This window comes from Shewanella profunda, from assembly GCF_023283765.1.
Lineage (GTDB): Bacteria > Pseudomonadota > Gammaproteobacteria > Enterobacterales > Shewanellaceae > Shewanella > Shewanella profunda.
Window position 1 is genome coordinate 58,764 of record NZ_JAKILG010000009.1, and the last position, 21,072, is coordinate 79,835.

The 21,072-nt window shown below is 45.3% G+C and carries 21 protein-coding genes; 15 read left to right on the forward strand and 6 right to left on the reverse strand.

Annotation, left to right across the window (positions count from 1 at the left end; translation table 11 throughout):
- Positions 1-4 precede the first annotated feature (4 nt).
- Complete coding sequence (locus L2744_RS06810; protein WP_248991208.1) at positions 5-475, forward strand: outer membrane lipoprotein; 471 nt, start codon at positions 5-7, stop codon at positions 473-475.
- 43 nt (positions 476-518) lie between these two features.
- Positions 519-1,271 carry a Nif3-like dinuclear metal center hexameric protein gene (locus L2744_RS06815; protein ID WP_248991209.1) on the forward strand — a complete coding sequence of 251 codons (753 nt, stop codon included), beginning with the start codon at positions 519-521 and terminating at the stop codon, positions 1,269-1,271.
- A gap of 129 nt (positions 1,272-1,400) precedes the next feature.
- On the opposite strand, the gene L2744_RS06820 is transcribed toward L2744_RS06815, so the two are convergent.
- Positions 1,401-2,357 (reverse strand): AEC family transporter, encoded by a 957-nt coding sequence (locus L2744_RS06820; protein WP_248991210.1) that lies wholly within the window; start codon positions 2,355-2,357, stop codon positions 1,401-1,403.
- A 230-nt stretch (positions 2,358-2,587) separates the two neighbouring features.
- Positions 2,588-4,657, reverse strand: coding sequence for a methionine--tRNA ligase (gene metG, locus L2744_RS06825; RefSeq protein ID WP_248991211.1), 2,070 nt, complete (start codon positions 4,655-4,657; stop codon positions 2,588-2,590).
- A gap of 160 nt (positions 4,658-4,817) precedes the next feature.
- On the opposite strand from metG, the gene apbC reads away from it, so the two are divergent.
- From apbC to L2744_RS06870, 9 genes are all read left to right on the forward strand, one after another.
- A complete protein-coding gene (gene apbC / locus L2744_RS06830; RefSeq protein WP_248991212.1) occupies positions 4,818-5,933 on the forward strand; it encodes an iron-sulfur cluster carrier protein ApbC in 1,116 nt (371 codons plus the stop codon).
- Positions 5,934-5,944: 11 nt separating this feature from the next.
- The gene (udk, locus tag L2744_RS06835; protein ID WP_248991213.1) at positions 5,945-6,583 is read left to right on the forward strand and encodes a uridine kinase; all 639 of its coding nucleotides are present in this window, start codon (positions 5,945-5,947) and stop codon (positions 6,581-6,583) included.
- A 31-nt stretch (positions 6,584-6,614) separates the two neighbouring features.
- A complete protein-coding gene (dcd, locus tag L2744_RS06840) occupies positions 6,615-7,196 on the forward strand; it encodes a dCTP deaminase (protein WP_248991214.1) in 582 nt (193 codons plus the stop codon).
- A gap of 5 nt (positions 7,197-7,201) precedes the next feature.
- Positions 7,202-8,011: an aminodeoxychorismate lyase gene (gene pabC / locus L2744_RS06845; protein ID WP_248991215.1), complete on the forward strand. Its 810-nt coding sequence runs from the start codon at positions 7,202-7,204 to the stop codon at positions 8,009-8,011.
- Positions 8,008-9,045 carry an endolytic transglycosylase MltG gene (mltG, locus tag L2744_RS06850; RefSeq protein WP_248991216.1) on the forward strand — a complete coding sequence of 346 codons (1,038 nt, stop codon included), beginning with the start codon at positions 8,008-8,010 and terminating at the stop codon, positions 9,043-9,045. The genes pabC and mltG overlap by 4 nt, the downstream gene beginning before the upstream one ends.
- Positions 9,046-9,067: 22 nt before the next feature.
- Complete coding sequence (tmk, locus tag L2744_RS06855) at positions 9,068-9,694, forward strand: dTMP kinase (RefSeq protein WP_248991217.1); 627 nt, start codon at positions 9,068-9,070, stop codon at positions 9,692-9,694.
- Positions 9,688-10,644, forward strand: a complete 957-nt coding sequence (gene holB / locus L2744_RS06860; protein WP_248991218.1) for a DNA polymerase III subunit delta' — start codon at positions 9,688-9,690, stop codon at positions 10,642-10,644. The genes tmk and holB overlap by 7 nt, the downstream gene beginning before the upstream one ends.
- Positions 10,645-10,650: 6 nt before the next feature.
- Positions 10,651-10,977 carry a PilZ domain-containing protein gene (locus tag L2744_RS06865; protein ID WP_248991219.1) on the forward strand — a complete coding sequence of 109 codons (327 nt, stop codon included), beginning with the start codon at positions 10,651-10,653 and terminating at the stop codon, positions 10,975-10,977.
- A gap of 192 nt (positions 10,978-11,169) precedes the next feature.
- Positions 11,170-11,958, forward strand: a complete 789-nt coding sequence (locus tag L2744_RS06870) for a TatD family hydrolase (RefSeq protein ID WP_248991248.1) — start codon at positions 11,170-11,172, stop codon at positions 11,956-11,958.
- A gap of 328 nt (positions 11,959-12,286) precedes the next feature.
- On the opposite strand, the gene rsmF is transcribed toward L2744_RS06870, so the two are convergent.
- Positions 12,287-13,732 carry a 16S rRNA (cytosine(1407)-C(5))-methyltransferase RsmF gene (gene rsmF, locus L2744_RS06875; protein WP_248991249.1) on the reverse strand — a complete coding sequence of 482 codons (1,446 nt, stop codon included), beginning with the start codon at positions 13,730-13,732 and terminating at the stop codon, positions 12,287-12,289.
- 220 nt (positions 13,733-13,952) lie between these two features.
- On the opposite strand from rsmF, the gene L2744_RS06880 reads away from it, so the two are divergent.
- A complete protein-coding gene (locus L2744_RS06880; protein ID WP_248991220.1) occupies positions 13,953-15,179 on the forward strand; it encodes a spore maturation protein in 1,227 nt (408 codons plus the stop codon).
- Between the two features lie 90 nt (positions 15,180-15,269).
- Here the strand turns inward: L2744_RS06880 and L2744_RS06885 are convergent, their stop codons facing one another.
- Genes L2744_RS06885 through L2744_RS06895 form a run of 3 tightly spaced genes read right to left on the reverse strand, consistent with a single transcriptional unit; the run spans position 15,270 to position 19,153 of the window.
- A complete protein-coding gene (locus L2744_RS06885) occupies positions 15,270-17,915 on the reverse strand; it encodes an MlaD family protein (RefSeq protein ID WP_248991221.1) in 2,646 nt (881 codons plus the stop codon).
- The gene (locus tag L2744_RS06890; protein WP_248991222.1) at positions 17,902-18,519 is read right to left on the reverse strand and encodes a paraquat-inducible protein A; all 618 of its coding nucleotides are present in this window, start codon (positions 18,517-18,519) and stop codon (positions 17,902-17,904) included. Before L2744_RS06890 ends, L2744_RS06885 begins: the two co-directional genes overlap by 14 nt.
- A 1-nt stretch (position 18,520) precedes the next feature.
- Positions 18,521-19,153: a paraquat-inducible protein A gene (locus tag L2744_RS06895; protein WP_248991223.1), complete on the reverse strand. Its 633-nt coding sequence runs from the start codon at positions 19,151-19,153 to the stop codon at positions 18,521-18,523.
- A 205-nt stretch (positions 19,154-19,358) separates the two neighbouring features.
- On the opposite strand from L2744_RS06895, the gene L2744_RS06900 reads away from it, so the two are divergent.
- From L2744_RS06900 to proQ, 3 genes are all read left to right on the forward strand, one after another.
- The gene (locus tag L2744_RS06900; RefSeq protein WP_115014497.1) at positions 19,359-19,658 is read left to right on the forward strand and encodes a YebG family protein; all 300 of its coding nucleotides are present in this window, start codon (positions 19,359-19,361) and stop codon (positions 19,656-19,658) included.
- 18 nt (positions 19,659-19,676) lie between these two features.
- Entirely contained in the window at positions 19,677-20,135 is a 459-nt protein-coding gene (gene msrC / locus L2744_RS06905; protein WP_248991224.1) for a free L-methionine (R)-S-oxide reductase MsrC, read from the forward strand.
- A 282-nt stretch (positions 20,136-20,417) separates the two neighbouring features.
- The gene (proQ, locus tag L2744_RS06910; protein ID WP_115014501.1) at positions 20,418-21,056 is read left to right on the forward strand and encodes an RNA chaperone ProQ; all 639 of its coding nucleotides are present in this window, start codon (positions 20,418-20,420) and stop codon (positions 21,054-21,056) included.
- Positions 21,057-21,072: the final 16 nt, after the last annotated feature.

Below are 21,072 nucleotides of genomic sequence, written 5' to 3' on the forward strand. Positions count from 1 at the left end.
GGATATGTGGAAACCTACTCTAGCAAGCTTTATGTTTATTTTTGCCTTTATCTTAACTCCTGCCAATGCAGCCTACGACCGCAATCAAGCCGTCCCGGTGGAGAAAGTCCTCTATGGTGATATCACCTCAGTGCGTAATATCACTGAAACCCAGCTTATCGAAGACCGCAATCAAGGTTGGAAAACCTTTGGTGGCGCCTTAGCGGGAGGGGTGATTGGCCATCAGTTTGGCGGTGGTTCTGGTCAAAATGTGGCAACGATTCTAGGTGCATTGATTGGTGGCGGTATTGGTAACCGTTATGGCAGTGGTACTAGTGTGCAATCGTTGAAGCTGGTGGAACTGATGATCAATCAAGAAGATGGCACCCAAGTTATGGTTATCCAAGATTACGATCCTGGAATGGTATTTAATGCGGGTGATCGAGTGCGAGTTGTGTACCTTCAAGGTGGTGTTCGAATTGACTTAGCCATGTAGGTTAAGACAATCATCTTTAACAATTAATGCATGTGGTGATGACATGACACGGACAGAATTGAGTCAATATTTAGCGGACTTTTTACGGGTAGCCGCATTTAAGGATTACGCGCCCAACGGATTACAGGTAGAAGGCAAGGATGAGATCCGCACCATAGTCACGGGTGTCACGGCTTGCCAAGCTTTGATCGATGAAGCGATTCGATTAAACGCCGATGCGATTTTGGTGCATCATGGTTTTTTTTGGAAGAATGAGCCTGAAGTGATAACTGGGATGAAACAACGCCGGATTAAGGCGCTGCTTGCCCATGATATTAGCTTGTTTGGTTACCATTTACCTTTAGATGCCCATCCTATGCTCGGTAATAACGCCACTTTGGGTAGACAGCTTGGGCTCGTCGACGCAGAAGCCATCGAAGAGGTGGCTCAGGGGCTACTGTGGCGTGGAAAACTCGATCTTCCCATCAGTGCCAGCGAATTTGCTAATACCCTTGAGAATGTCCTAGGCAGAGCGCCACTGCATATTGGTGATAGCGATGCCAAGATCCAACATTTAGCTTGGTGTACCGGTGGCGCGCAGGACTATATTGATGTGGCGGCAAGTTTTGGTGTGGATGCGTTTATCAGTGGTGAAGTATCCGAACGTACTTTCCATAGCGCAGTGGAGCAGGGCATACATTATTATGCGGCGGGGCACCATGCTACTGAGCGTTTTGGAATTGAAGCCTTGGGCCGTCATCTCGCCCGTGAATTTGATTTAGTGCATCATTTTGTGGATATCGCAAACCCGGTCTAACCCATCTCCTAAGGCGGCTTATGGTATTTTGCCGTTTTATCCCTAAATGAAAGGCGAGCATGGCTCGCCTTTTCATTATCACTCAAAACTAGCTCCTCTGGAGGAGCGTTTGTTCAACCTGCTATGGGTCTAAATCAGCCCCAAAGTGGACAGTATAAAGATGCCTAAGGTGCAAGTGATCAGCGAGCAGACGGTGGTTAGGGCGATAATATTGGCTGCAAGGGGCGCATTGCCACCCATAGCGCGTGCCATCACATAGCTTGCGGCTGCGGTGGGTGCTGAACTCATTAAGAACACCAGTGCTAACTCAACCCCACGGTAGCCAAACAGCAAGGCCCCCAGAGTGATAAAAAGCGGGGCAAAGATCAGTTTCAATGCGGTAGAGAACCAAGTTGAGTACTTTTCGTGTTTTAGTGAACCAATATCGAGCGAACCGCCAGTACACAGTAGGGCTAATGGCAGGGTCATATTGGCAAAATATTGGCCAGCGTCGAGCACCATTTTCGGCACCGGAATGGAGAGGAAATAGAACAGCATGCCGACAATAATGGCAATGATCAGCGGATTTTTGGTGATGGTTTTGATAATCACGCCAAATGCGCGACGGCTGGATCCTTCACTTTTAGGGCTTAGGCAAATAACGGCTTGGATATTGTAGAGCAGTGTCATCGAGGCGACATATACCGCAGCTAATGCAACTCCCGAGCTGCCGTAGGCGTTGGAGACATAAGCTAAACCTATGATGGCGGTATTGGCTCTAAATCCCCCTTGAATGATCACACCTTGGTCCTTGTGGTTGGGAAATAGCCGCTGAGTTGCATAGGTGGAAAGTATAAAAAACACGAGATTGGCTGCTAAACCATAGCCAATCAAGGGTGCACTGGAAGCGAGATCGTGATTGGAGCTGATGATGCTGAGAAAAAGCAACGCTGGCAGTGTTACGTTAAAGACTAATTTTGATGTGACATCAATAAAGTTTTCGTTGATGACATGGGTGCGTTTTAGGATCACACCGAGTGCTAACATCAAACAGATTGGACCCGTAATCGAGGCAGAAAACAGCAACTGCTCAATGATATTTTCCATAACCTCTCCTCGAATTATTATTAGCCTAAAACCGTGGCGATTTTAGACTTATCACGGGTGTGAATGTCGCACCGCAGCAAATGTCTTGTCGATACAAATGAGTGGATTAACCCAGTCTCTTAAACTTAAGCCCTTAAACTCAGTTCCTTAAAAGATAAGGGAAAACGACGTACTAATAAATAAGGCCGCACTGAATGCGGCCTTACTTTTCGAGCGTCATCTAGTGCGGATTATTTAACACGCATACCCGGCAGTGCGCCTTCATGGGGTTCTAAAATCCACAGGTCACTGCCACCAGGGCCAGCGGCCAAAACCATGCCTTCTGACATGCCAAAACGCATTTTACGCGGCGCTAGGTTAGCGACCATCACAGTCAACTTACCTTCGAGATCCTCTGGCGAATAGGCCGATTTGATGCCAGCAAAGACTTGACGCGTTTCGCCACCGATATCGAGTTGTAGCTTCAGTAATTTGTCTGCGTCTGCAACATGCTCGGCTTTAACGATGCGAGCGATCCGCAGGTCGATTTTAGCGAAATCATCAAAATTGATGATCTCACTGATAGGATCGCTGACCAGCGGTTCACCGTTGACAGCAGAAGCTTCAGCGGTTTTTTCGGCCGTTGCAGTTTTTGGCGCATCTGCTGTGACTTGCAGGTTATCCTTGGAGTCGGCGACCATAGCATTGACTTTATCCAGTTCAACCCGTTGCATCATGGCTTTGAATGGCGCGATTTGATGACCGGCTAAATCTTGATTCAACGCATCCCAAGTGAGTGGTAGTTGGAAGAAAGCTTCCACATCTTGGGCTAAACGTGGCAATACAGGTTTTAGATAAGTCACTAGAATACGGAACAGATTCAAGGCGTTTGAACACACTTGATGGGCCGCTTCCTGTTGATCATCGTGTTTTACCATTTGCCAAGGCGCTGCATCGGCCACAAAACCGTTGGCAATATCCGCCAGCGCCATGATTTCGCGCATCGCTTTGCCGTATTCGCGGGATTCGTAAAATTCGGCAATCACCTCTTGTTTGGCTAAAAACGCCTCAGTCAGTGTGGAGTCGTTAATTTTCGCTAGCTTGCCATCGAAACGTTTAGTGATAAAACCTGCGGTGCGTGAAGCTAAATTCACCAGTTTACCGACTAAGTCTGAGTTAACGCGCTGGGCGAAATCTTCCAGATTCAAGTCTAAATCGTCGATACGGCTGCTGAGTTTTGCGGCGTAGTAGTAACGTAGATATTCAGGATCTAAATGATCTAAATAGGTACGCGCCTTGATGAAAGTGCCTTTGGATTTCGACATTTTCGCGCCATTGACAGTCACATAGCCGTGGGCATAGACGCTGTTTGGTTGGCGATAGCCTGAGCCGTGCAGCATGGCGGGCCAGAACAAACTGTGGAAGTAAACGATGTCTTTACCGATGAAGTGATACACTTCGGCCTTAGAATCCTTCGCCCAAAATTCATCGAAGCTCAGCTCTGGGCGTTTGTCACAGAGGTTTTTGAACGAACCCATATAACCGATAGGTGCATCTAGCCAAACGTAGAAATACTTGCCAGGCGCATCGGGAATTTCAAAACCAAAATAGGGGGCATCACGGGTGATATCCCACTGCTGCAATCCTTGCTCGAACCATTCGTCGAGTTTATTGGCCATTTCGACTTGCAGGGCACCAGAGCGAGTCCACTCTTTTAGCATGCCTTCGAAGGCGGGCAGATCGAAGAAAAAGTGCTCAGTGTCTTTCATCACTGGGGTTGCGCCAGATACCGCCGATTTTGGATTGATTAGCTCCGTTGGGCTATACGTTGCGCCACAGGCATCACAGTTATCGCCGTATTGGTCGGGAGATTTACACTTAGGGCAAGTACCTTTGACGAAGCGATCGGGCAGGAACATAGATTTCTCAGGATCGAACAACTGAGAAATACTCTTGCTCTTGATATAGCCATTCGCACGTAGCTTGAGATAAATATCACTCGCCAGTACGCGGTTTTCATCGCTGTGGGTGCTGTGATAGTTATCGAAGGCGATATTGAAATCGGCAAAATCCTGCTGATGTTCTTTGTTCACTTGGGCAATCATGTCTTCTGGCGCTATGCCTAATTGCTGCGCTTTGAGCATGATGGGGGTGCCATGGGCATCATCGGCACAAATGTAGTGGCACTCATGTCCACGAAGTTTTTGATAGCGTGACCAGATATCCGTTTGGATGTATTCCAACATGTGACCTAAATGGATCGGTCCGTTTGCATAGGGAAGTGCGCTGGTCACGAGAATTTTACGTTGTGAAGTTGCCATCTTGTCTCAAATATCGTGGTGGGCCAAAAATATTGGTAGAGATACTAACCGATTACAGGATGATTTTCATCAAAACGTGAGCCGATTGAGCTAATTCTGCACTAATGTTTTCAGCATTATCTGGTACACTTGGGCAAATTTATTGGTGGGGGTAATTCTTTTGTCTTCAACTCAGACTGATTATCGTCTAAATGACGATCTTCTCGGGCCAGTTCTGGCCATTCTCGATGCATTTATCGACCCGTATTTGTCCAAAGGGTTAGTCAGCGCAGGATGCGTTAATAAATTAGCGATAGAAGGTAAGCGTTTGCAGCTTGGCTTAGTCTATCCATATCCTTGTATGACACAGTACCGCGATACTGTCATGGCACTGACCAACAAACTTGCAGTACTCGATGCCATTGATGAAGTCGAGTGCGAAATCGATTTTCAACCTAAGGTCTATTCTGCATTATCATCTATTGCGCCTATCGCTAATGTGAAGCAAGTCATTGCCATAGCATCTGGCAAGGGTGGCGTGGGTAAATCGACTACAGCAGTAAACTTGGCCTTAGCACTTGCGGCCGAAGGTGCACAGGTAGGGATCCTCGACGCCGATATTTATGGCCCGTCAGTACCGTTAATGTTAGGTATTCCAAATTTCAGACCAGTATCGCCTGATGGTAAGCATATGACGGCCGCAAGTGCCCATGGGATTGCTGCCCAGTCAATTGGTTTTATGCTCAGTGGCGATGAAGCCGCGGTGTGGCGTGGACCTATGGCCGCGGGCGCGTTAGCGCAGCTGCTGAATGAAACTCAATGGCCTGAGCTAGATTACTTAGTGATCGATATGCCGCCAGGTACCGGGGATATTCAACTCACACTATCGCAAAAAGTGCCCGTCAGTGGCGCCGTTATTGTGACTACACCCCAAGATATCGCGCTGGCCGATGCCAAGAAAGGCATCACTATGTTCCAGAAAGTGAATATTCCGGTATTGGGTATTGTTGAGAATATGAGTTTCCATTTGTGCCCCGAGTGCGGTCACAAAGAACATCCTTTTGGTACGCACGGCGGCAGTAAAATGGCCGAGCAATATCAGGTTCCTTTATTAGGCGCCCTGCCACTGCACATCAATATTCGTGAAGCAATGGATATGGGTGCTCCAACTGTGGTTGCCGATCCTGACAGTGAAGTCGCGGGCCTTTATCGGGAAATTGCCCGTAAAGTGGGCGCAGAGTTAGCCCTTAAGCAGAGTCAAAAAACAGTTTCTATTAGCGTATCAGATGATGAGTAAGGTTTAAGGGTATGAATTCTCAGCAGTGTGTCATTATTGCAATTGCTGGCGCGTCAGCATCGGGCAAAAGTTTGATTGCCAAAACGATTTTTGACGAGTTACGTCGCGATTTAGGCACAGATCAAATTGGGGTAATTAATGAAGATGCGTATTATCGCGATCAGAGTCATTTATCCATGGATGAGCGGGTATTAACCAACTACGACCATCCAAAAGCGCTAGATCATCAACTGTTATGTACTCATTTACAGTTATTAAAGTCTGGTGAAGCTGTAGATATCCCTTGTTATAGCTATACAGAACATACTCGCACGGCTGACACGGTGAAAATGACACCCAAAAAGGTGATCATTTTAGAAGGTATTTTATTGCTGACCGATCCTAAATTACGTGAACTGATGGACGCGAGCGTGTTTATGGACACGCCGCTGGACATTTGTTTCCTACGCCGTTTAACTCGTGATGTGGCAGAACGTGGTCGTACTATGGAATCTGTTATTTCACAGTACAAAAAAACCGTGCGTCCGATGTTCTTACAGTTTATTGAACCATCTAAACAATACGCCGATATTATCGTGCCTCGCGGCGGTAAAAATCGTATCGCGACCGATATTTTAAAAACACGTATTCAGCACTTATTGGCAAAATAACGACATAAAAACTCAGGGAGTAATAGGTAAGATGCGCTTAACTGATATCGAAATTGAACAGGCCCTTGATAATGGCACAATCGTAATAGAACCTCGTCCTAGTATTGATGCCATTTCTGGTGTGAGTGTTGATGTGCGTCTAGGTGGACAATTTCGTGTCTTTAAAGATCATACCGCACCTTTTATCGACTTGAGTGGGCCAAGCGTTGAGATGCAGACGGCGCTTGATCGGGTGATGAGTGAGATTATCGAAATCCCTGATGGAGAAGCATTTTTCTTGCATCCTGGTGAATTGGCCCTAGCCGTGACCTATGAGAGTGTGACTCTGCCCGCCGATATAGTCGGTTGGCTCGATGGCCGCTCATCACTAGCCCGTTTAGGCTTAATGGTGCATGTCACTGCCCACCGTATCGATCCGGGTTGGCAGGGTAAGATTGTCCTCGAGTTCTATAATAGTGGCAAATTACCCTTGGCCCTGCGTCCGCGTATGACCATAGGTGCGCTGAATTTTGAGCGTTTAAGTGGTCCTGTTGCCCGTCCCTATAACACCCGTAAAAATGCCAAGTATAAAGATCAACAAGAAGCGGTGGCTAGCCGTATCAGTCAGGACTAATACCCGTGATTTGGGTGAATGGTGTATCGCAGGGGAGTATCGATCCTTCGGATCGGGGACTTGCCTACGGTGATGGTCTGTTTGCAACTATGCGAACGAGCCATGACGGTATTTTGTTTTTTAATGCACATCAATCACGATTAACCGATGGCGCCGCAAGACTCGGTTTTGAATGGCGCATGGGTAGTGCGCTTTGTCAGCAACTTGAGGATTTGGCCAGACAGTATCCCCATCACTGTATTAAACTTTTGGTTTCAAGAGGTGTTGGTGGGAGAGGTTATACACCACCACAAGCTGTTAATGTTACTGAAGTGGTCTCTGTGCATCCGATTCCTAGCCATTATGCACATTGGCAAAAAAACGGTATCAGCCTTAAAACATCCCCTGTTCGCCTAGGTATACAGCCATTATTGGCAGGGATTAAACACCTTAATCGTCTTGAACAAGTACTGATTAAAGCTCAGCTTTTACCGAGTGACTTCGACGATTGGTTAGTCCTAGATGCTGAGGCTAGGGTGATTGAATCTTCGATGGCAAATATCTTTTTTGTCAAAGGCAATGAGGTTATTACGCCATCTTTAGCTCAATGTGGTGTGTCGGGCGTGATGCGTGAGCAGGTTATTCAAACCTTGCTTGAACAACAGATTAATATTCAATGTTTGCCATTTGGTGCTGAGCGTTTAGTGGAGTTTGACTCGGCATTTATCACTAACAGCATTCTAGGCGTAGTGGACATATTGGCGATAGATTCGCTTAAGTTCACGCGTGCTCCTATAACCGCCAACCTTAGACAGACACTTTCACTAACACTATGAAAAAACTGATCCTGATTGCCAGTTCAACCCTACTTACCTTACTGACATTAGCCTGTTTAGTTGCTTACTGGGGTTACCAAACCATTGTCGACTATAGCCAAACACCGCTGAGCCTTGTTGAGCCTAAAGAGCTGACCATTGCCCGGGGCACGAGCGTTAACCAACTTGCACAGCAACTCGCTGATGACGGTGTCATTCAGGACACTTGGAAACTTAAGTTATTACTCAAGTTTCGTCCTGAGTTGGCCAGAATTCGTACTGGTCTTTATGAAATGTCGCCCTCACAAACGGTGACTGACTTACTCAATGACTTAGTGGCTGGTAAAGTAAAAATCTTCAGCATCACCTTAGTTGAAGGCAAGACTATTGTTGAGTGGGAACAGCAACTGGCAAGCGCACCACATTTGCAATTGGCTCCCAAAGTATTTACTGCGGTATTAACAGAGCAGGGGGATGATTCTACTTTGCCTGAAGGTAAATTCTTCCCCGATACCTACCATTACACCGCGGAAGCGGATGCAAAAATTTTGCTAACACAAAGCTATAAAATGATGGAACAGGAGCTTGCCAAAGCATGGGCTGAGCGTGCGCCGAATTTACCGCTAAAATCACCCTATGAAATGCTGATTTTAGCCTCAATTGTGGAAAAGGAAACGGGTCAAGCCCATGAGCGCGAACAAATAGCAGGTGTGTTTATCAATCGTCTTAACCTAGGTATGCGTTTGCAAACGGATCCCACTGTCATTTATGGTATGGGTGAACGCTTTAAGGGCAATATTACCCGTAAAGACTTAGTTGAGGATACGCCGTTTAACACCTATCGGATTTTTGGCTTGCCGCCAACACCTATTGCAGCACCGAGTAAAGCATCCCTTGCGGCAGTGTCAAAGCCTGCTACTGTGAGCTACTTATATTTTGTATCGCGTAATGATGGCACCCATGTGTTCTCAACCACATTAGAAGAACACAACCACGCTGTAGACGTATATCAGCGTAAGAAAAAACCGGCAACGCCAGAAAAATCACCAGAGTAAGAATGCAGAGAAAGAAAATCAAATGTCAGTTTTTGCAAAGTTCATCGTAATTGAAGGTTTAGAAGGCGCTGGTAAATCGAGTGCAATTACCCTTATTCGGGATTTTATTGAGAAGCACACAGGGCAAGCACCCATTTGTACCCGCGAGCCAGGTGGTACACCACTTGCTGAACGGATCCGTGATTTAGTAAAAATTGCCGATCCGAGTGATCCTTTGTGCGATGAGTCCGAGTGCTTGCTCATTTATGCTGCCAGAGCTCAGTTGGTCGCTAATGTGATTAAACCTGCACTTGCGCAAGGACAATGGGTATTGGGTGATAGACACAATCTATCATCCCTTGCTTACCAAGGTGGTGGACGAGGTTTAATGCCCTTAGTGGAGGCCGTGAGTACCGCGACCCTAAAAGGCTTTAAGCCCGACCTCACTTTATATTTAGATTTAGACCCCAAGCTTGGTCTACTTCGTGCTGCCAAGCGTGGTGAACTCGACAGAATTGAGCAGCAAGCGATTGAGTTTTTTGAACGTGCTCGCGCAACTTATCTAAAGCTTGCCAGCGAAGACGACAGTATTATGGTCATAGATGCAAGCCAAACCATGGCTGAAGTTCATAAAGATATTTTAGCCATACTACAGGCAATGGCATGGTAGCCGAGTCCGACTTTACAGCGGAACAATTGCCTTGGCTCGAAGGGGCAAGGCAAGCATTTTTAGCACAATTGCAATGCCAGAAAATCCCCCATGCCCAACTCGTTGGCATCGATTCTGCGTTCGGTGGTGAGCTATTTAGTGTGTTTATGGCCCGAGCAGCCATGTGTTCAGAGCCTAATTCTACGGGAGCATGCGGTTTCTGTAAGTCGTGCCAGTTATTCGCTGCGGGCAATCATCCAGACTTTTACCAAATAGAAGCCGATGGTAATCAAATTAAGGTCGATCAAATTCGTGAACTGTGCGTGCGTCTCACGGCAACCGCCCAGCAAAGTGGTCGCCGTGTGGCGATTATTCATCACAGTGAGCGCCTTAACTCTGCATCGGCTAATGCACTGCTTAAAACCCTTGAAGAGCCGGGCAAGGACACGCTGTTAATATTACAGTCGGATACTCCGGCACGTTTAATGGCTACCATCAGTAGTCGCTGCCAACGCATTCCTTTTGTGGCGCCCAATAAAGCGCTGATCAAAACTTGGTTAGCTCAGCATTGTCATATTCAAGAGGATGTGACTTGGTGCTTAAGCGTGGTTGGCGGACCATTAAAATTGGCCGAGAGTTTGCTAACAGATGGTACACAATCGAGCCGCTATCAATCCCTGCTTCAGTTTCGCAAAGATTGGGCGCAAAGTTTGTCGTCTGGTCATCTGTGTGCTAGTTTATTAACAGTGAATGAACAGCAAATAATTGATGCACTTAAGGTTTTATATCTACTACTGCGACAAATTTTATTGAAGAACAGTCACCAAGATGCGTTTATTCAGGCGCAAGTAGGGAACTTGGCGGCAAAGATCATGGGAATGTGTCATAGCTTAAGCACAATGCCGACTGTCAATTATTTGGGCTTATGTCAAAGTTATGTCTTAGAATATAGAGAAATAACAAAAAAGTAACATGCTATGGTCGATCTTATTGTTAATTTTGACACCTTACATCAGCTCTATCGTGCTTATATGCCTTTTATCAAGCCCGCAGGACTGTTTGTTACCACCAGTGAAAGCCATTATCTAGGCCAGCCTTTAACTATTGCCTATCGTTTGCCCGGTGCAACGACGACCAACGAGTTTCGTGGTGTGGTTGTATGGATCAATCCTTTAGGCGCCTCCGGTGGTCGCCCTGCTGGAATTGGGATAAAGATCATCTCCGAGCCAGACAGTCATAAACACCATATTGAAAAATTACTTTCCCGTGAGCTTGCCTCTGGTGATCTCACTTGCACTATGTAGCATTCAGGCAAATGGCTTTATTTTACGTGTCGAGAACGGCCTTATATTAGGCTAAGAAAATTGATGATTTAACCTGTGCTGTAGCGTGTTTACGATTAAATGCTAGCGTGGTGTTCACTTCCTATGAATTTGACCTCGATCCCTTGGATGGGTATCCTTGTCGTCCTTTTATTTATCTGCTTGGAAATCCCTGTGCTTATCGATTCACATTGTCATCTTGATCGCCTAAAGGCGGCGCCAGATCAACCCACTCTCGAACATATTCTTGCCAGCGCTAAGGCTCGTGGTGTTGACTATATGTTGTGCGTTAACGTACGCCAGCAAGGGTTTGAATCGATGCGTGACAAAATGGCAGCCTTTGAACAGGTATTTTTGTCATCAGGGGTACATCCCTTAGATGTCAAAGAAGGGTTAGATGTTGGGCAAATACGCCATTTTGCCACCGATCCTAAAGTCGTTGCGATTGGTGAAACGGGTTTAGATTATTTTTATGCCGATGAAACAAAACTGCTGCAACAGCAATGTTTTGAGCAGCAGATCACCCTTGCGGTGGACGTGAATAAACCTTTGATCGTCCATACCCGTGATGCACGTGAAGACACGATCAATATGCTAAAGCAGGGCGGTGCGGATAAAGTCGGTGGCGTGTTGCATTGCTTTACCGAAAATTGGGAGATGGCTAAAGCGGCGATTGATCTTGGGTTTTATATTTCCGTATCTGGCATAGTGACCTTTAAAAATGCCGGAGAACTAAGAAGCGTGATCCGTAAAGTACCTCAGGATCGCCTATTAGTTGAAACTGATTCGCCCTATTTAGCGCCCATTCCACACCGAGGCCAAGAGAATCAGCCCGCCTATGTACGCGATGTTGCCGAGTTTGTTGCTGAGCTAAGGGGCGAGCGTTATGAGGACTTGGCTGAATATACCAGCAATAACTTTTTTACTCTGTTCAAAGATGCAGCGCGTTTGGTTGGGCGCTAAGTAAGCGTTCTTACTCATGCGACTATCATCCACAGTGAATTTTAATAAGCAGACTCTTTGCGCTGTGTTTGATATTGGCTTAGGAATTAACTATTGGGAGCCACGATTTAGTTTTTAACAGTACTATTTTTCTCAAAGCCATAAAAAAAGGCCCAAAACGATTCTAGCTGTTTGGGCCTAGGGAAATGGCTCGTTGAAGAGCCGTGCGCTACAGGTGAAAGCGCCATACAGCGCGCTTTACAATAGACTCAGTGTAGTTGAGCTTTTGCCCTAGAGCTCTGTTCTCATTCCCCTTTTTTAGGTTGTTTTTTGCTAAAAAACAGCATAACTATAACGATTTTGTCTGTTCTGGCAGCAGTAATACTTTATCTTTCACTAAGTCTCTGGGTAGATTATTTTTTAACCTATTGCCTAAATGTTTCGCCATGCCTAATGGCGCGCCGCCATAACTGACGATGACTTCACCTTGGGCCTTCATTGCAATCTTAAGTGAGATATCCCGCCCCATTAAATACTCTTTGGCTTCAACATCGCTAAGATCGATAGTCTTAGCCATTGGACTGAGTCCTTTCCCTGCGAGTGCAATAATGGCTTCATGGCGGACTTTAAAGCCGTGTTTACTGTTATCAGCGAGTTTTATGCCAATGCGCTGAAAACGCATACGGCCGATAAAATCCTTAAACTCCTGTGGAAACAACCAAAACTCATCATCACGCACCATAAGGAGATCATCGGGCAAGTTTATCCCTAAATCCTGCTGGAAATAGTCTTTTATCCCTTGGGCTTGCTGAGTTGTGGCGGGCGTAAAGGGAAAGTTTTTCTGCAGTTTAGGCTCAGGCTGTAGACGCGGTACCGAGGCTGTTTTAGTTAATTTAGCAACAAAAAAACCTTCACTGTCGTAAATCTGTGGCCAGACATGCAAGAAACCTTCGGTTGTTGTCGCTTTTTCTGCACCATCGAATAAGGTGCTTAAGGATTCAAATTGTACCGCATCGCCGTAGACTTGCTTTAAATACTCGCAAACGCCTTGGTTTTCGAGGCGATTTAAGGTGCAGGTGGAATACACTAAACTGCCACCGGGCTTTAGTGCCAAAAAGGCCGATTGGATTAAGGCCTTTTGAGTTTCTGCAATGGCCTGCACATCATCGAGGCACCAATTTTTTAGGGCATCGGCGTCTTTACGGACTGTGCCTTCGCCGCCACAGGGCGCATCGATTAAGACTGCATCAAAACTTTCATACAAATATTCACCAAAAACACGGCCATCAAAGTGGGTGAGTGCACAATGACTTGCTCCCATGCGCAGTACATTCGCGTGCAGCACTTTAACACGACTTGCCGAGTACTCATTGGCGATCAGTAAACCTGTATTGCACATGAGTGCGGCTATTTGAGTGGTTTTTGAACCAGGAGCAGAGGCAAGATCGAGTACGCATTGCCAGTTACTATTGGGCGTAAATAGAGCTGTTGGTGGTAACATTGAACTGGCTTCTTGAATATAGAAGAGACCCTGAATATGCTCCAAAGCGTTCCCGAGCTGTTCTTCTTCATCGTAACTTATCCAAAAACCATCTTTACACCAAGGGATCGGTTCGAATGTCCAGCCCTTAGGTTGCATCAGGGTTTTAAAATCATCGCTGCTGATCTTTAAAGTGTTGACCCTAATTGAACGCCTAAGCGGACGAGCACAGGCGGCGATAAAATCGTCCATAGATAAATGGGCGGGCAGTTCTTGGGTTATTGTATTGATAAAATTTTGATTTAATTGAACCATTGATTTCATTGAACCATAGGAAAATAGACTGTGTATCAACTGGCGCGAGTATATCATAATCCCTTATTGGGTCTGAGATTTTCTCCCGAGTGCCTAAGTCGCTATTGTGGTTTGATGTTTATACTCTGACTATTTCATTGATATTGTATTGAGTCGCGTAGGGCTAGTACTCAATTGCTGTAAGCTAATAGAATAAAAACAAGAAAATGAGGGGATTGGCGTGCTAAATCGCGTGTGGTTAGTTTTTTTTATCACGGCACTGCTTGCAATAGCGGTGCAGCTATTCAATGGACATACCGATGTGCTTTCCACATCAGTCGAAGCATTATTTGCAAGTGCGAAACTCGCCGCAGAAATATCCCTAGGTCTGATTGGTGTACTTTCCCTGTGGATGGGATTAATGCAGGTGGGGGAAAAGGCTGGCGTTGTCGGTGCTATCGCCTTTGTGTTTGAGCCACTGTTGCGTCGTTTGATGCCAGAAGTGCCCAAGGGGCATCCCGCCTTTGGCAGTATTACCATGAATTTAACTGCGAATATCTTTGGTCTGGATAATGCCGCCACGCCACTGGGGTTAAAAGCGATGCAGGATTTGCAAAGTTTAAATCCGCTAAAAACCGTGGCAACTAATGCGCAAATTTTATTTTTAGTGCTGAATACTTCCTCAGTTACCTTAGTGCCTGTAACGGTATTTCTTTATCGCGCCCAACAGGGGGCGGCAGCGCCTGCGGATATTTTCCTGCCGATTTTATTGGCAACATCTGCATCGACACTGGCTGGGTTGCTCATTGTGGCATTAGTACAGCGGATTTCGTTGTTTAACTCAGTTGTGCTTGGTTATGGGGCGTTGATGCTTTCGGGTTTAGTGGCGAGCGGTTTTTATCTTATGACCTTAAGTGCCGAGGCGATAGGGTCAGTATCGACTGCAATGGGTAATGGTGTACTGCTGTTACTCGTTTTTACCTTTGTGATTGTTGCAGGGATCCGCAAAGTGGCGGTTTATGATGAGTTTATCGAAGGTGCCAAGGCGGGATTTGCCCAATCTATCCAGCTGATCCCTTATTTGCTCGCCATGCTATTAGCGATAGGCTTATTGCGCGCATCTGGCGCTTTGGACTATCTATTACACTTAATTACCAGTGGTGTGCAGATATTAGGTTTTGATACTCGCTTTGTGGATGCCATGCCGACGGCATTGATGAAACCTTTTAGTGGTTCAGGTGCCAGAGCTATGATGTTAGAGACAATGGAACACCACGGGGTCGATTCTTTTGCGGGCCGATTAGCGGCGATTTTTCAGGGCAGTACCGAAACTACATTTTATGTTTTAGCCGTGTACTTTGGTTCAGTGGGTATTCGCCATGGCCGCCATGCCTTAGCCTGTGGTTTAAGTGCCGATTTTGCGGGAATTAGCGCTGCCATTGCGGTGTGCTATTGGTTTTATGGTTAGTTTTATGGGGTATGTAAAGGGATAAGAAAATCAGGCGCATAATACGCCTGATTTTTGTGTTAGTGAGTTCAAACAGTGATAATAAACGGGCTACTGAATTGGAGCCCATTCCTGCCATTCATTTTGAACCTTATGCTGCAATGTAATTATGGTGCCATTGGCGAGTCGATTGCTGTCTTGGGTTGTTGCCTTTGTTGCCACGTTGATCCCTCCCGCCAGTAAGGTTTCTAGCGAACCCGCTTCAATTTTTGCACCAGAGAATATTCCCACATCCACTTTGATACCTGAAGCATCCCAGAATTGGCTGCTTTGATTCACTAAATGGCTATACTGGGATTCAATATGGGCTTGCATCAGCACGCTGTTGCCCTGTGTTGATAGGCTATAACCGTCGATTTGACCGATTTTAATCCCTCGGAAGAAGATCGGCGTTCCCACTTTCATCGAACCCAAATTGGCATCTTCTAGGGTGAACTTAAGTGCATCTTCGGGCACATTGGCGTAACTGCTGGCGACAACGTTGGCAATAAAGTGGGCTGCTGTTTGGCTGCTTTTACCCGGTAGTACACCGATATACGGGCCTGTGATCAGGGTTTCTGGCGCTTTGATCCCAATGAGGGAAATCTGCGCATCCACTAAGTGGTATTCAGAATCACTTCGACTGAAATGATCGGCATATTCTCCATAGAGGTAAGCTGTGGCCGTTAATGTATTTAGGTCAGCATTGAGTTTGACCTGTGAGACTTCGCCTACTTGATGGCCTTGGTAGCGGATGGCTGCTTTAGCGTCAAGTTTGGCTGAAGCGGGCAAAGTGAGTCGGATAGGCTGTGCCTGTGCTAATGCAAGTTGTTTGTTCTCATAGAGTTTTAAGGTTGTAGAGGCTTTATTGGGCTTTATATTTACGCTATCAAGTAATCCTAAACTGATACTTCCTTTCAATGCACCTTGCAACGGCGCAACAGCAACATCGATACCAGCAAGACTCGCATTCACTTCTATCGCGCTATTACGCCAAAACACCTTAGGTTTTTGCAGCAGGGGTTGGAACTGTTTGTCGATCGCGAGTTTAATGGCAAAGTCTTCAGTTTTGTTTTGCCAATTAATGGATTCGACCATACCAATTTGCATTTTTTTATAATAAATCGGTGAACCTTGGCTAACATCGGCGCCATCTTGACTTATTAAGGTCAAATGAACTTTATGTTGGCGATCAAAAAAGGCGGTTGCCGCATCGATTGAGCTAAATAAGGGTAGGCTGGTGTTGGCTGCCAGAGGGGTTTTACTCTTACCTAGGATAAGACTGACGGCTCCTTTGGTGAGCGTGGTAAAATCCCTCGACTTGACTGATACGCCGTCAAGTGAAGCTTCAATTGCGAGGGCGGATTCGGGTACAAAGTAGCTATCACTTCGTACTAGACTTGCAAACTCGGGTTGTAATTCGAGTTGGTATTCAACTGCAGATAAATCTTGGGTCAATTTAACGCTTAGTACAGTGCCAATAGGAAGTTGCTTGTAACGGATCTCTGCACCCGCAGCAATTCCCATATTTTCTGTAGAGGTGATGGTTAAAAAACGTTTTTTCGACTTCAGCAAATCAGGCGCTTTAGATTGCAGGACAAAATTGCTCGGCGTAACTGTTTGGGGATCTGTACCTGGTAAAAAGTTGATCACGCTACCAGTGAGCAAACGCCCTGGGTTTTTTATGCCGGCAAGGGAGATTTCAGCCCCTTCTAACCAAAATACCCCATCATTAGTCAATAAATGGGTGTATTGGTATTCAAACTTTGCAATTGCAGTCACGCCGTTTGTGGTTAATTGCTTACTGACAATGGTACCAACATGAATACCGCGATAGATAATGCGAGTGCCTTTCTCAACACCATTTCCATCCTCCATTGCTAGATTAATATCAATACCGCCAATAGCGTTAGCCTCTGAATCATAGAGTGAGAATCTATCCCCATTTTGCGCTTTAGGAGCATTATCATCTGAGCTAAAAGTGACGCCGCCTGCAAGGATAGAAGCTAAGCTTTCAGAGCTGACCTTGATGCCCGTGAGTGATGCATCAACTTTAACGCCTGAGACATTCCAAAATAGGGAGTTTTTCTTCACTAATTGTGCATATTGCTCTTGAATGAAGGCACTGATAACGACATTAGTGTTACCTGCTAATCGATAGCTAACCACGCTTCCTACTGGAATTTGGCGAAAGAAAATAGGTGAACCCACATCCAGTGAACCGAGTTTATCTGATGTTAGTTCAATCATTACGCCTTCAGTACCTATTTGCATTGGAGGTGCTTGTCGCTCGGCCTCAAAGAAGGTTGACGGATTACCTTTTCCAGGCTGAATACCGATGTAGTTACCTGAAAACAGCGCATCTAAACCTTCAACCCCAGTGATACTGGCTTTAGGCGTGACTAACCAGAACAAGGTTTCGTTATTTAAGAATGGTTTAGCGCGGTAATCCATTACCACCTTGACATTCACGCCCTTGAGAGCTTCATCTATACCAATGTCTTTTACTTTACCGACAGTAAGGCCTTGGTATTTGACTAAGGTTTTACCTACATCAATCCCCGTGGCGCTCGGAAAGTGAATTTCAATTTCAACACCCGATTCTTTAATGCTCTTAATGCCCAGCCAAGCACCTAATGCCAACGCGACAATAGGGAGCAGCCAAATGGGCGAAAAGAGCTTTTTCTTCACAACTTTTGGCGATTCAATTTGTGTCATCTTGATTTTCCAATCGATCCCAGAGTAAACGAGTGTCTAATATTTTTGCAGCGAGCTGAGTTAACAAAATAACCAATGCAAATGCTGTGGCCGCAGGCGCGGGTTTTGCGTCTAATAGTTGCCCCATATTAACGAGCGCAACAGTGAGTGAAATAACGAACAAATCAAGCATAGACCAACGGCCAATCCACTCAATAACATGAAATCCCACCATTAACTTCTTTTTTGAAATGGGAAGATTAAAACTGATCGCGCACAGGTAAATTGATAGTCCAATGATTTTTACCCAAGGCACTAATATACTGGCGATAAACACGATAATGGCGATGGGGATCATATCCGAGTGCACTAAATGGACGATGCCTGAAAAAATCGTATCGTGGCGCACTTGTCCCTGATTAGTCAATATAGTGATCGGGTAAAGGTTGGCGGGTACCAATAAGATTGCGGCAGTGATAAGTAACGCCCAACTTTTTTGCAAGCTACCATAATCACGAACCTTTAGCTCAGTCTCACAGCGCAGGCAGTGAGTGCGACCAGTAGTGTTGAGTTGTTGGCATACACGGCATAGACAAAGGCCAATATCCTTACCTTGTTGTTTCATACTAGTGATGACCATCCAATAGGGTCCACATATGCTCTAGATCGTATTCCCGTTGCAGAAATAAGGTCACGAGAAACAGCATTGTGAAGCAAAATGTGCCCATTCCAAAGTAAATGTCTGAAAAGTCAGATAATTGAAATGATGAAACTAAAAAACTAATCACGTAGATTTCTAGCATTGTCAGTTGAGAGAGTAGGCCTTGAAATTTCAATAATTGCTTTAAACTATCACGCCAAAAGGGAATTGAAAGTCCCCATTTCACGATCAATATTTGCGCCAGTATTGATAAAATTAGTAACCCTGGGCCTAGTACGGCGGCAGCTAATACGGCTAAACCTACAACCCAATACCCTTGGTTAAATACTGCAAATGCACCTTGAAATACGGTAGTAGTACGCACGCTGCCGAGGAAATGGATCTCAAGCACAGGCAAAAAATTAGCAGGAAAATAAAATACTAATGCAGTAATACATAGGGCCAACATGCCATTTACGGAGCAATATGGTGTGTCATAAAGCGCTGTGCTACAGCGCGGACATAGGGCTCTAACGCCTGAGGGTAAGGCGCGTTTTCGAATAACCAAGTCGCAGGAACGACAAAGGGTTACAGAGTTTTCTACAGTATTTTCATGCATATAAAAATATTTAATTAGCCCCAAAATGACTAAGAATACGTGTTCACCAATCAGGATGTATTGTCGAACACTAGGACGTTAGAAAAACTCGCTTATCTCGTTAACCAAAGCCGATTGATAATACCAGATTAATCAGAACACTTGCATCACAAGTTCAATCTATGTCATTCTGCTTACTGTATATAAAAACAGTGCGAGGGCAGTCATGGCAGTTATTACACAGTTTGTCGTGGTAAGAGAAGGGGTTGAAAAGATGACATTCACATCGAAAAAGGAGGCCGATGCCTACGATAAGATGCTCGATATCGCCGATAACCTGATCCCCTTCATTCAAAAAGCGGAATTAGGCATTGATGAAAGTCTGAGCGAACGGCTCGCATTCTATTTTGCCAACAATAAAGATGAGCTGACGAACTTGCTTAAAGGTGCCGTTCAGGTTAATAGTACGCCAACGAATTCAACGACAACCAAGAAAGCAGCGAAAAAGGCTGAAGTGACAGAATAAATATGGTTAGGAAATATAATGAAATCTAAATTTTATGAGTCACTAAATCGTCAAGCTTTAGCTTTGCTGGAAGGTGAAGATGATTTAGTGGCGGCAATGGCAAACTTTTCCGCATTACTCAATGACAATTTAACCGAACTTAACTGGGTTGGATTTTATGTGATGCGTGGCGAGCAATTAGTTTTAGGCCCGTTCCAAGGTAAGGTAGCTTGTACCCGTATTCCCTTAGGGAAAGGCGTTTGTGGGACTGCCGCATACACAAATCAGACGCAACGTGTTGCGGATGTGCACCAGTTTGATGGACACATAGCCTGCGATTCTGCCAGTAATTCTGAAATTGTTGTGCCAGTTCGTGCAAATGGAAAAGTGGTTGCTGTACTCGATATTGACAGTCCAATCTTCGATCGTTTTGATGAAGATGACCAAAAAGGGCTGGAATTGTTAGTTAAAAGCTTTGAAAACTGCCTATTTGATTAATTTGCGTGCAATAACACATAATTCATAGTCGCAATCGCTAGCGTGCGCCTTATAATATGCGCCAGCACCGATTAAGCCGGTTTGACACCAATGTCATCAATAAGCTTGATGTGTTGAGCCGTAAAAAATTGTTAAGTTATATTTTTTTAACTTTAGAAAATGCGGCGAGAATGCTAATTTGTACCTTGGCTCAATATTGGGCTTAACGAAGACAAACGACACGTAAGAAGCTGATTTTTATCGCCTCGAATTCGATGTCCCTTTTTGACTGTGGAAGTAATGATGGAATCAACAGATAAGTTGACCGACACCAATGCAATTTTGGCGTATTTGTATGAAACATTTCCTTTGTGCTTTATTGCTGAAGGTGAAACCAAGCCATTAAAAATCGGACTGTTTCAAGATTTGGCTGAAAGGTTGGCTGATGATTCTAAGGTCAGTAAAACTCAACTACGAGTTGCCTTAAGACGTTATACCAGCAGCTGGCGTTACCTGAAATGTGTAAAAACAGGCGCACAACGGGTTAACCTCGATGGCGAACCCTGTGGTGAGTTAGAGCAAGAGCATATTGATCATGCTCAAGCCATGTTGAAAGAAAGTCAGGAAAAAGCGAAGGCGAAACGTGCTGCACAAGCACCAAGCACGCCTAAAGCTGCCGCCAAGAGACCGCCTAAGAAAGTGGCCGTTCCTCAACGTCCTAAAACTGAGCGTCCTGCTAAACCAGCACCAAAAGTTGCTGCGCCAGTGGTCAATTTAGTGCAAGCACAGTTGACCGATTTAGCGAAAAAACAACGTGTTAATGTTAAGTTAGGTATGACACCCGTAGCCGGCGTGATCACTGACATTAATAAAGAGGACATTCATGTTCAGCTTGATAGCGGTCTAACGATTAAAGTTAGAGCGGAACATATCCTGCTGTAATCATTTATTAAGACGG

Bases quoted from the DNA above. Each gene is read 5' to 3' on its own strand.
- dcd (WP_248991214.1), top strand. From the start codon at position 6,615: ATGCGCTTAACTGATATCGAAATTGAACAGGCCCTTGATAATGGCACA.
- proQ (WP_115014501.1), top strand. From the start codon at position 20,418: ATGGAATCAACAGATAAGTTGACCGACACCAATGCAATTTTGGCGTAT.
- metG (WP_248991211.1), bottom strand. From the start codon at position 4,657: ATGGCAACTTCACAACGTAAAATTCTCGTGACCAGCGCACTTCCCTAT.
- L2744_RS06890 (WP_248991222.1), bottom strand. From the start codon at position 18,519: ATGAAACAACAAGGTAAGGATATTGGCCTTTGTCTATGCCGTGTATGC.
- L2744_RS06820 (WP_248991210.1), bottom strand. From the start codon at position 2,357: ATGGAAAATATCATTGAGCAGTTGCTGTTTTCTGCCTCGATTACGGGT.
- L2744_RS06900 (WP_115014497.1), top strand. From the start codon at position 19,359: ATGGCAGTTATTACACAGTTTGTCGTGGTAAGAGAAGGGGTTGAAAAG.
- L2744_RS06865 (WP_248991219.1), top strand. From the start codon at position 10,651: ATGGTCGATCTTATTGTTAATTTTGACACCTTACATCAGCTCTATCGT.
- tmk (WP_248991217.1), top strand. From the start codon at position 9,068: ATGTCAGTTTTTGCAAAGTTCATCGTAATTGAAGGTTTAGAAGGCGCT.
- mltG (WP_248991216.1), top strand. From the start codon at position 8,008: ATGAAAAAACTGATCCTGATTGCCAGTTCAACCCTACTTACCTTACTG.
- msrC (WP_248991224.1), top strand. From the start codon at position 19,677: ATGAAATCTAAATTTTATGAGTCACTAAATCGTCAAGCTTTAGCTTTG.
- udk (WP_248991213.1), top strand. From the start codon at position 5,945: ATGAATTCTCAGCAGTGTGTCATTATTGCAATTGCTGGCGCGTCAGCA.
- L2744_RS06895 (WP_248991223.1), bottom strand. From the start codon at position 19,153: ATGCATGAAAATACTGTAGAAAACTCTGTAACCCTTTGTCGTTCCTGC.
- L2744_RS06810 (WP_248991208.1), top strand. From the start codon at position 5: ATGTGGAAACCTACTCTAGCAAGCTTTATGTTTATTTTTGCCTTTATC.
- rsmF (WP_248991249.1), bottom strand. From the start codon at position 13,732: ATGGTTCAATTAAATCAAAATTTTATCAATACAATAACCCAAGAACTG.
- L2744_RS06815 (WP_248991209.1), top strand. From the start codon at position 519: ATGACACGGACAGAATTGAGTCAATATTTAGCGGACTTTTTACGGGTA.
- L2744_RS06885 (WP_248991221.1), bottom strand. From the start codon at position 17,915: ATGACACAAATTGAATCGCCAAAAGTTGTGAAGAAAAAGCTCTTTTCG.
- holB (WP_248991218.1), top strand. From the start codon at position 9,688: ATGGTAGCCGAGTCCGACTTTACAGCGGAACAATTGCCTTGGCTCGAA.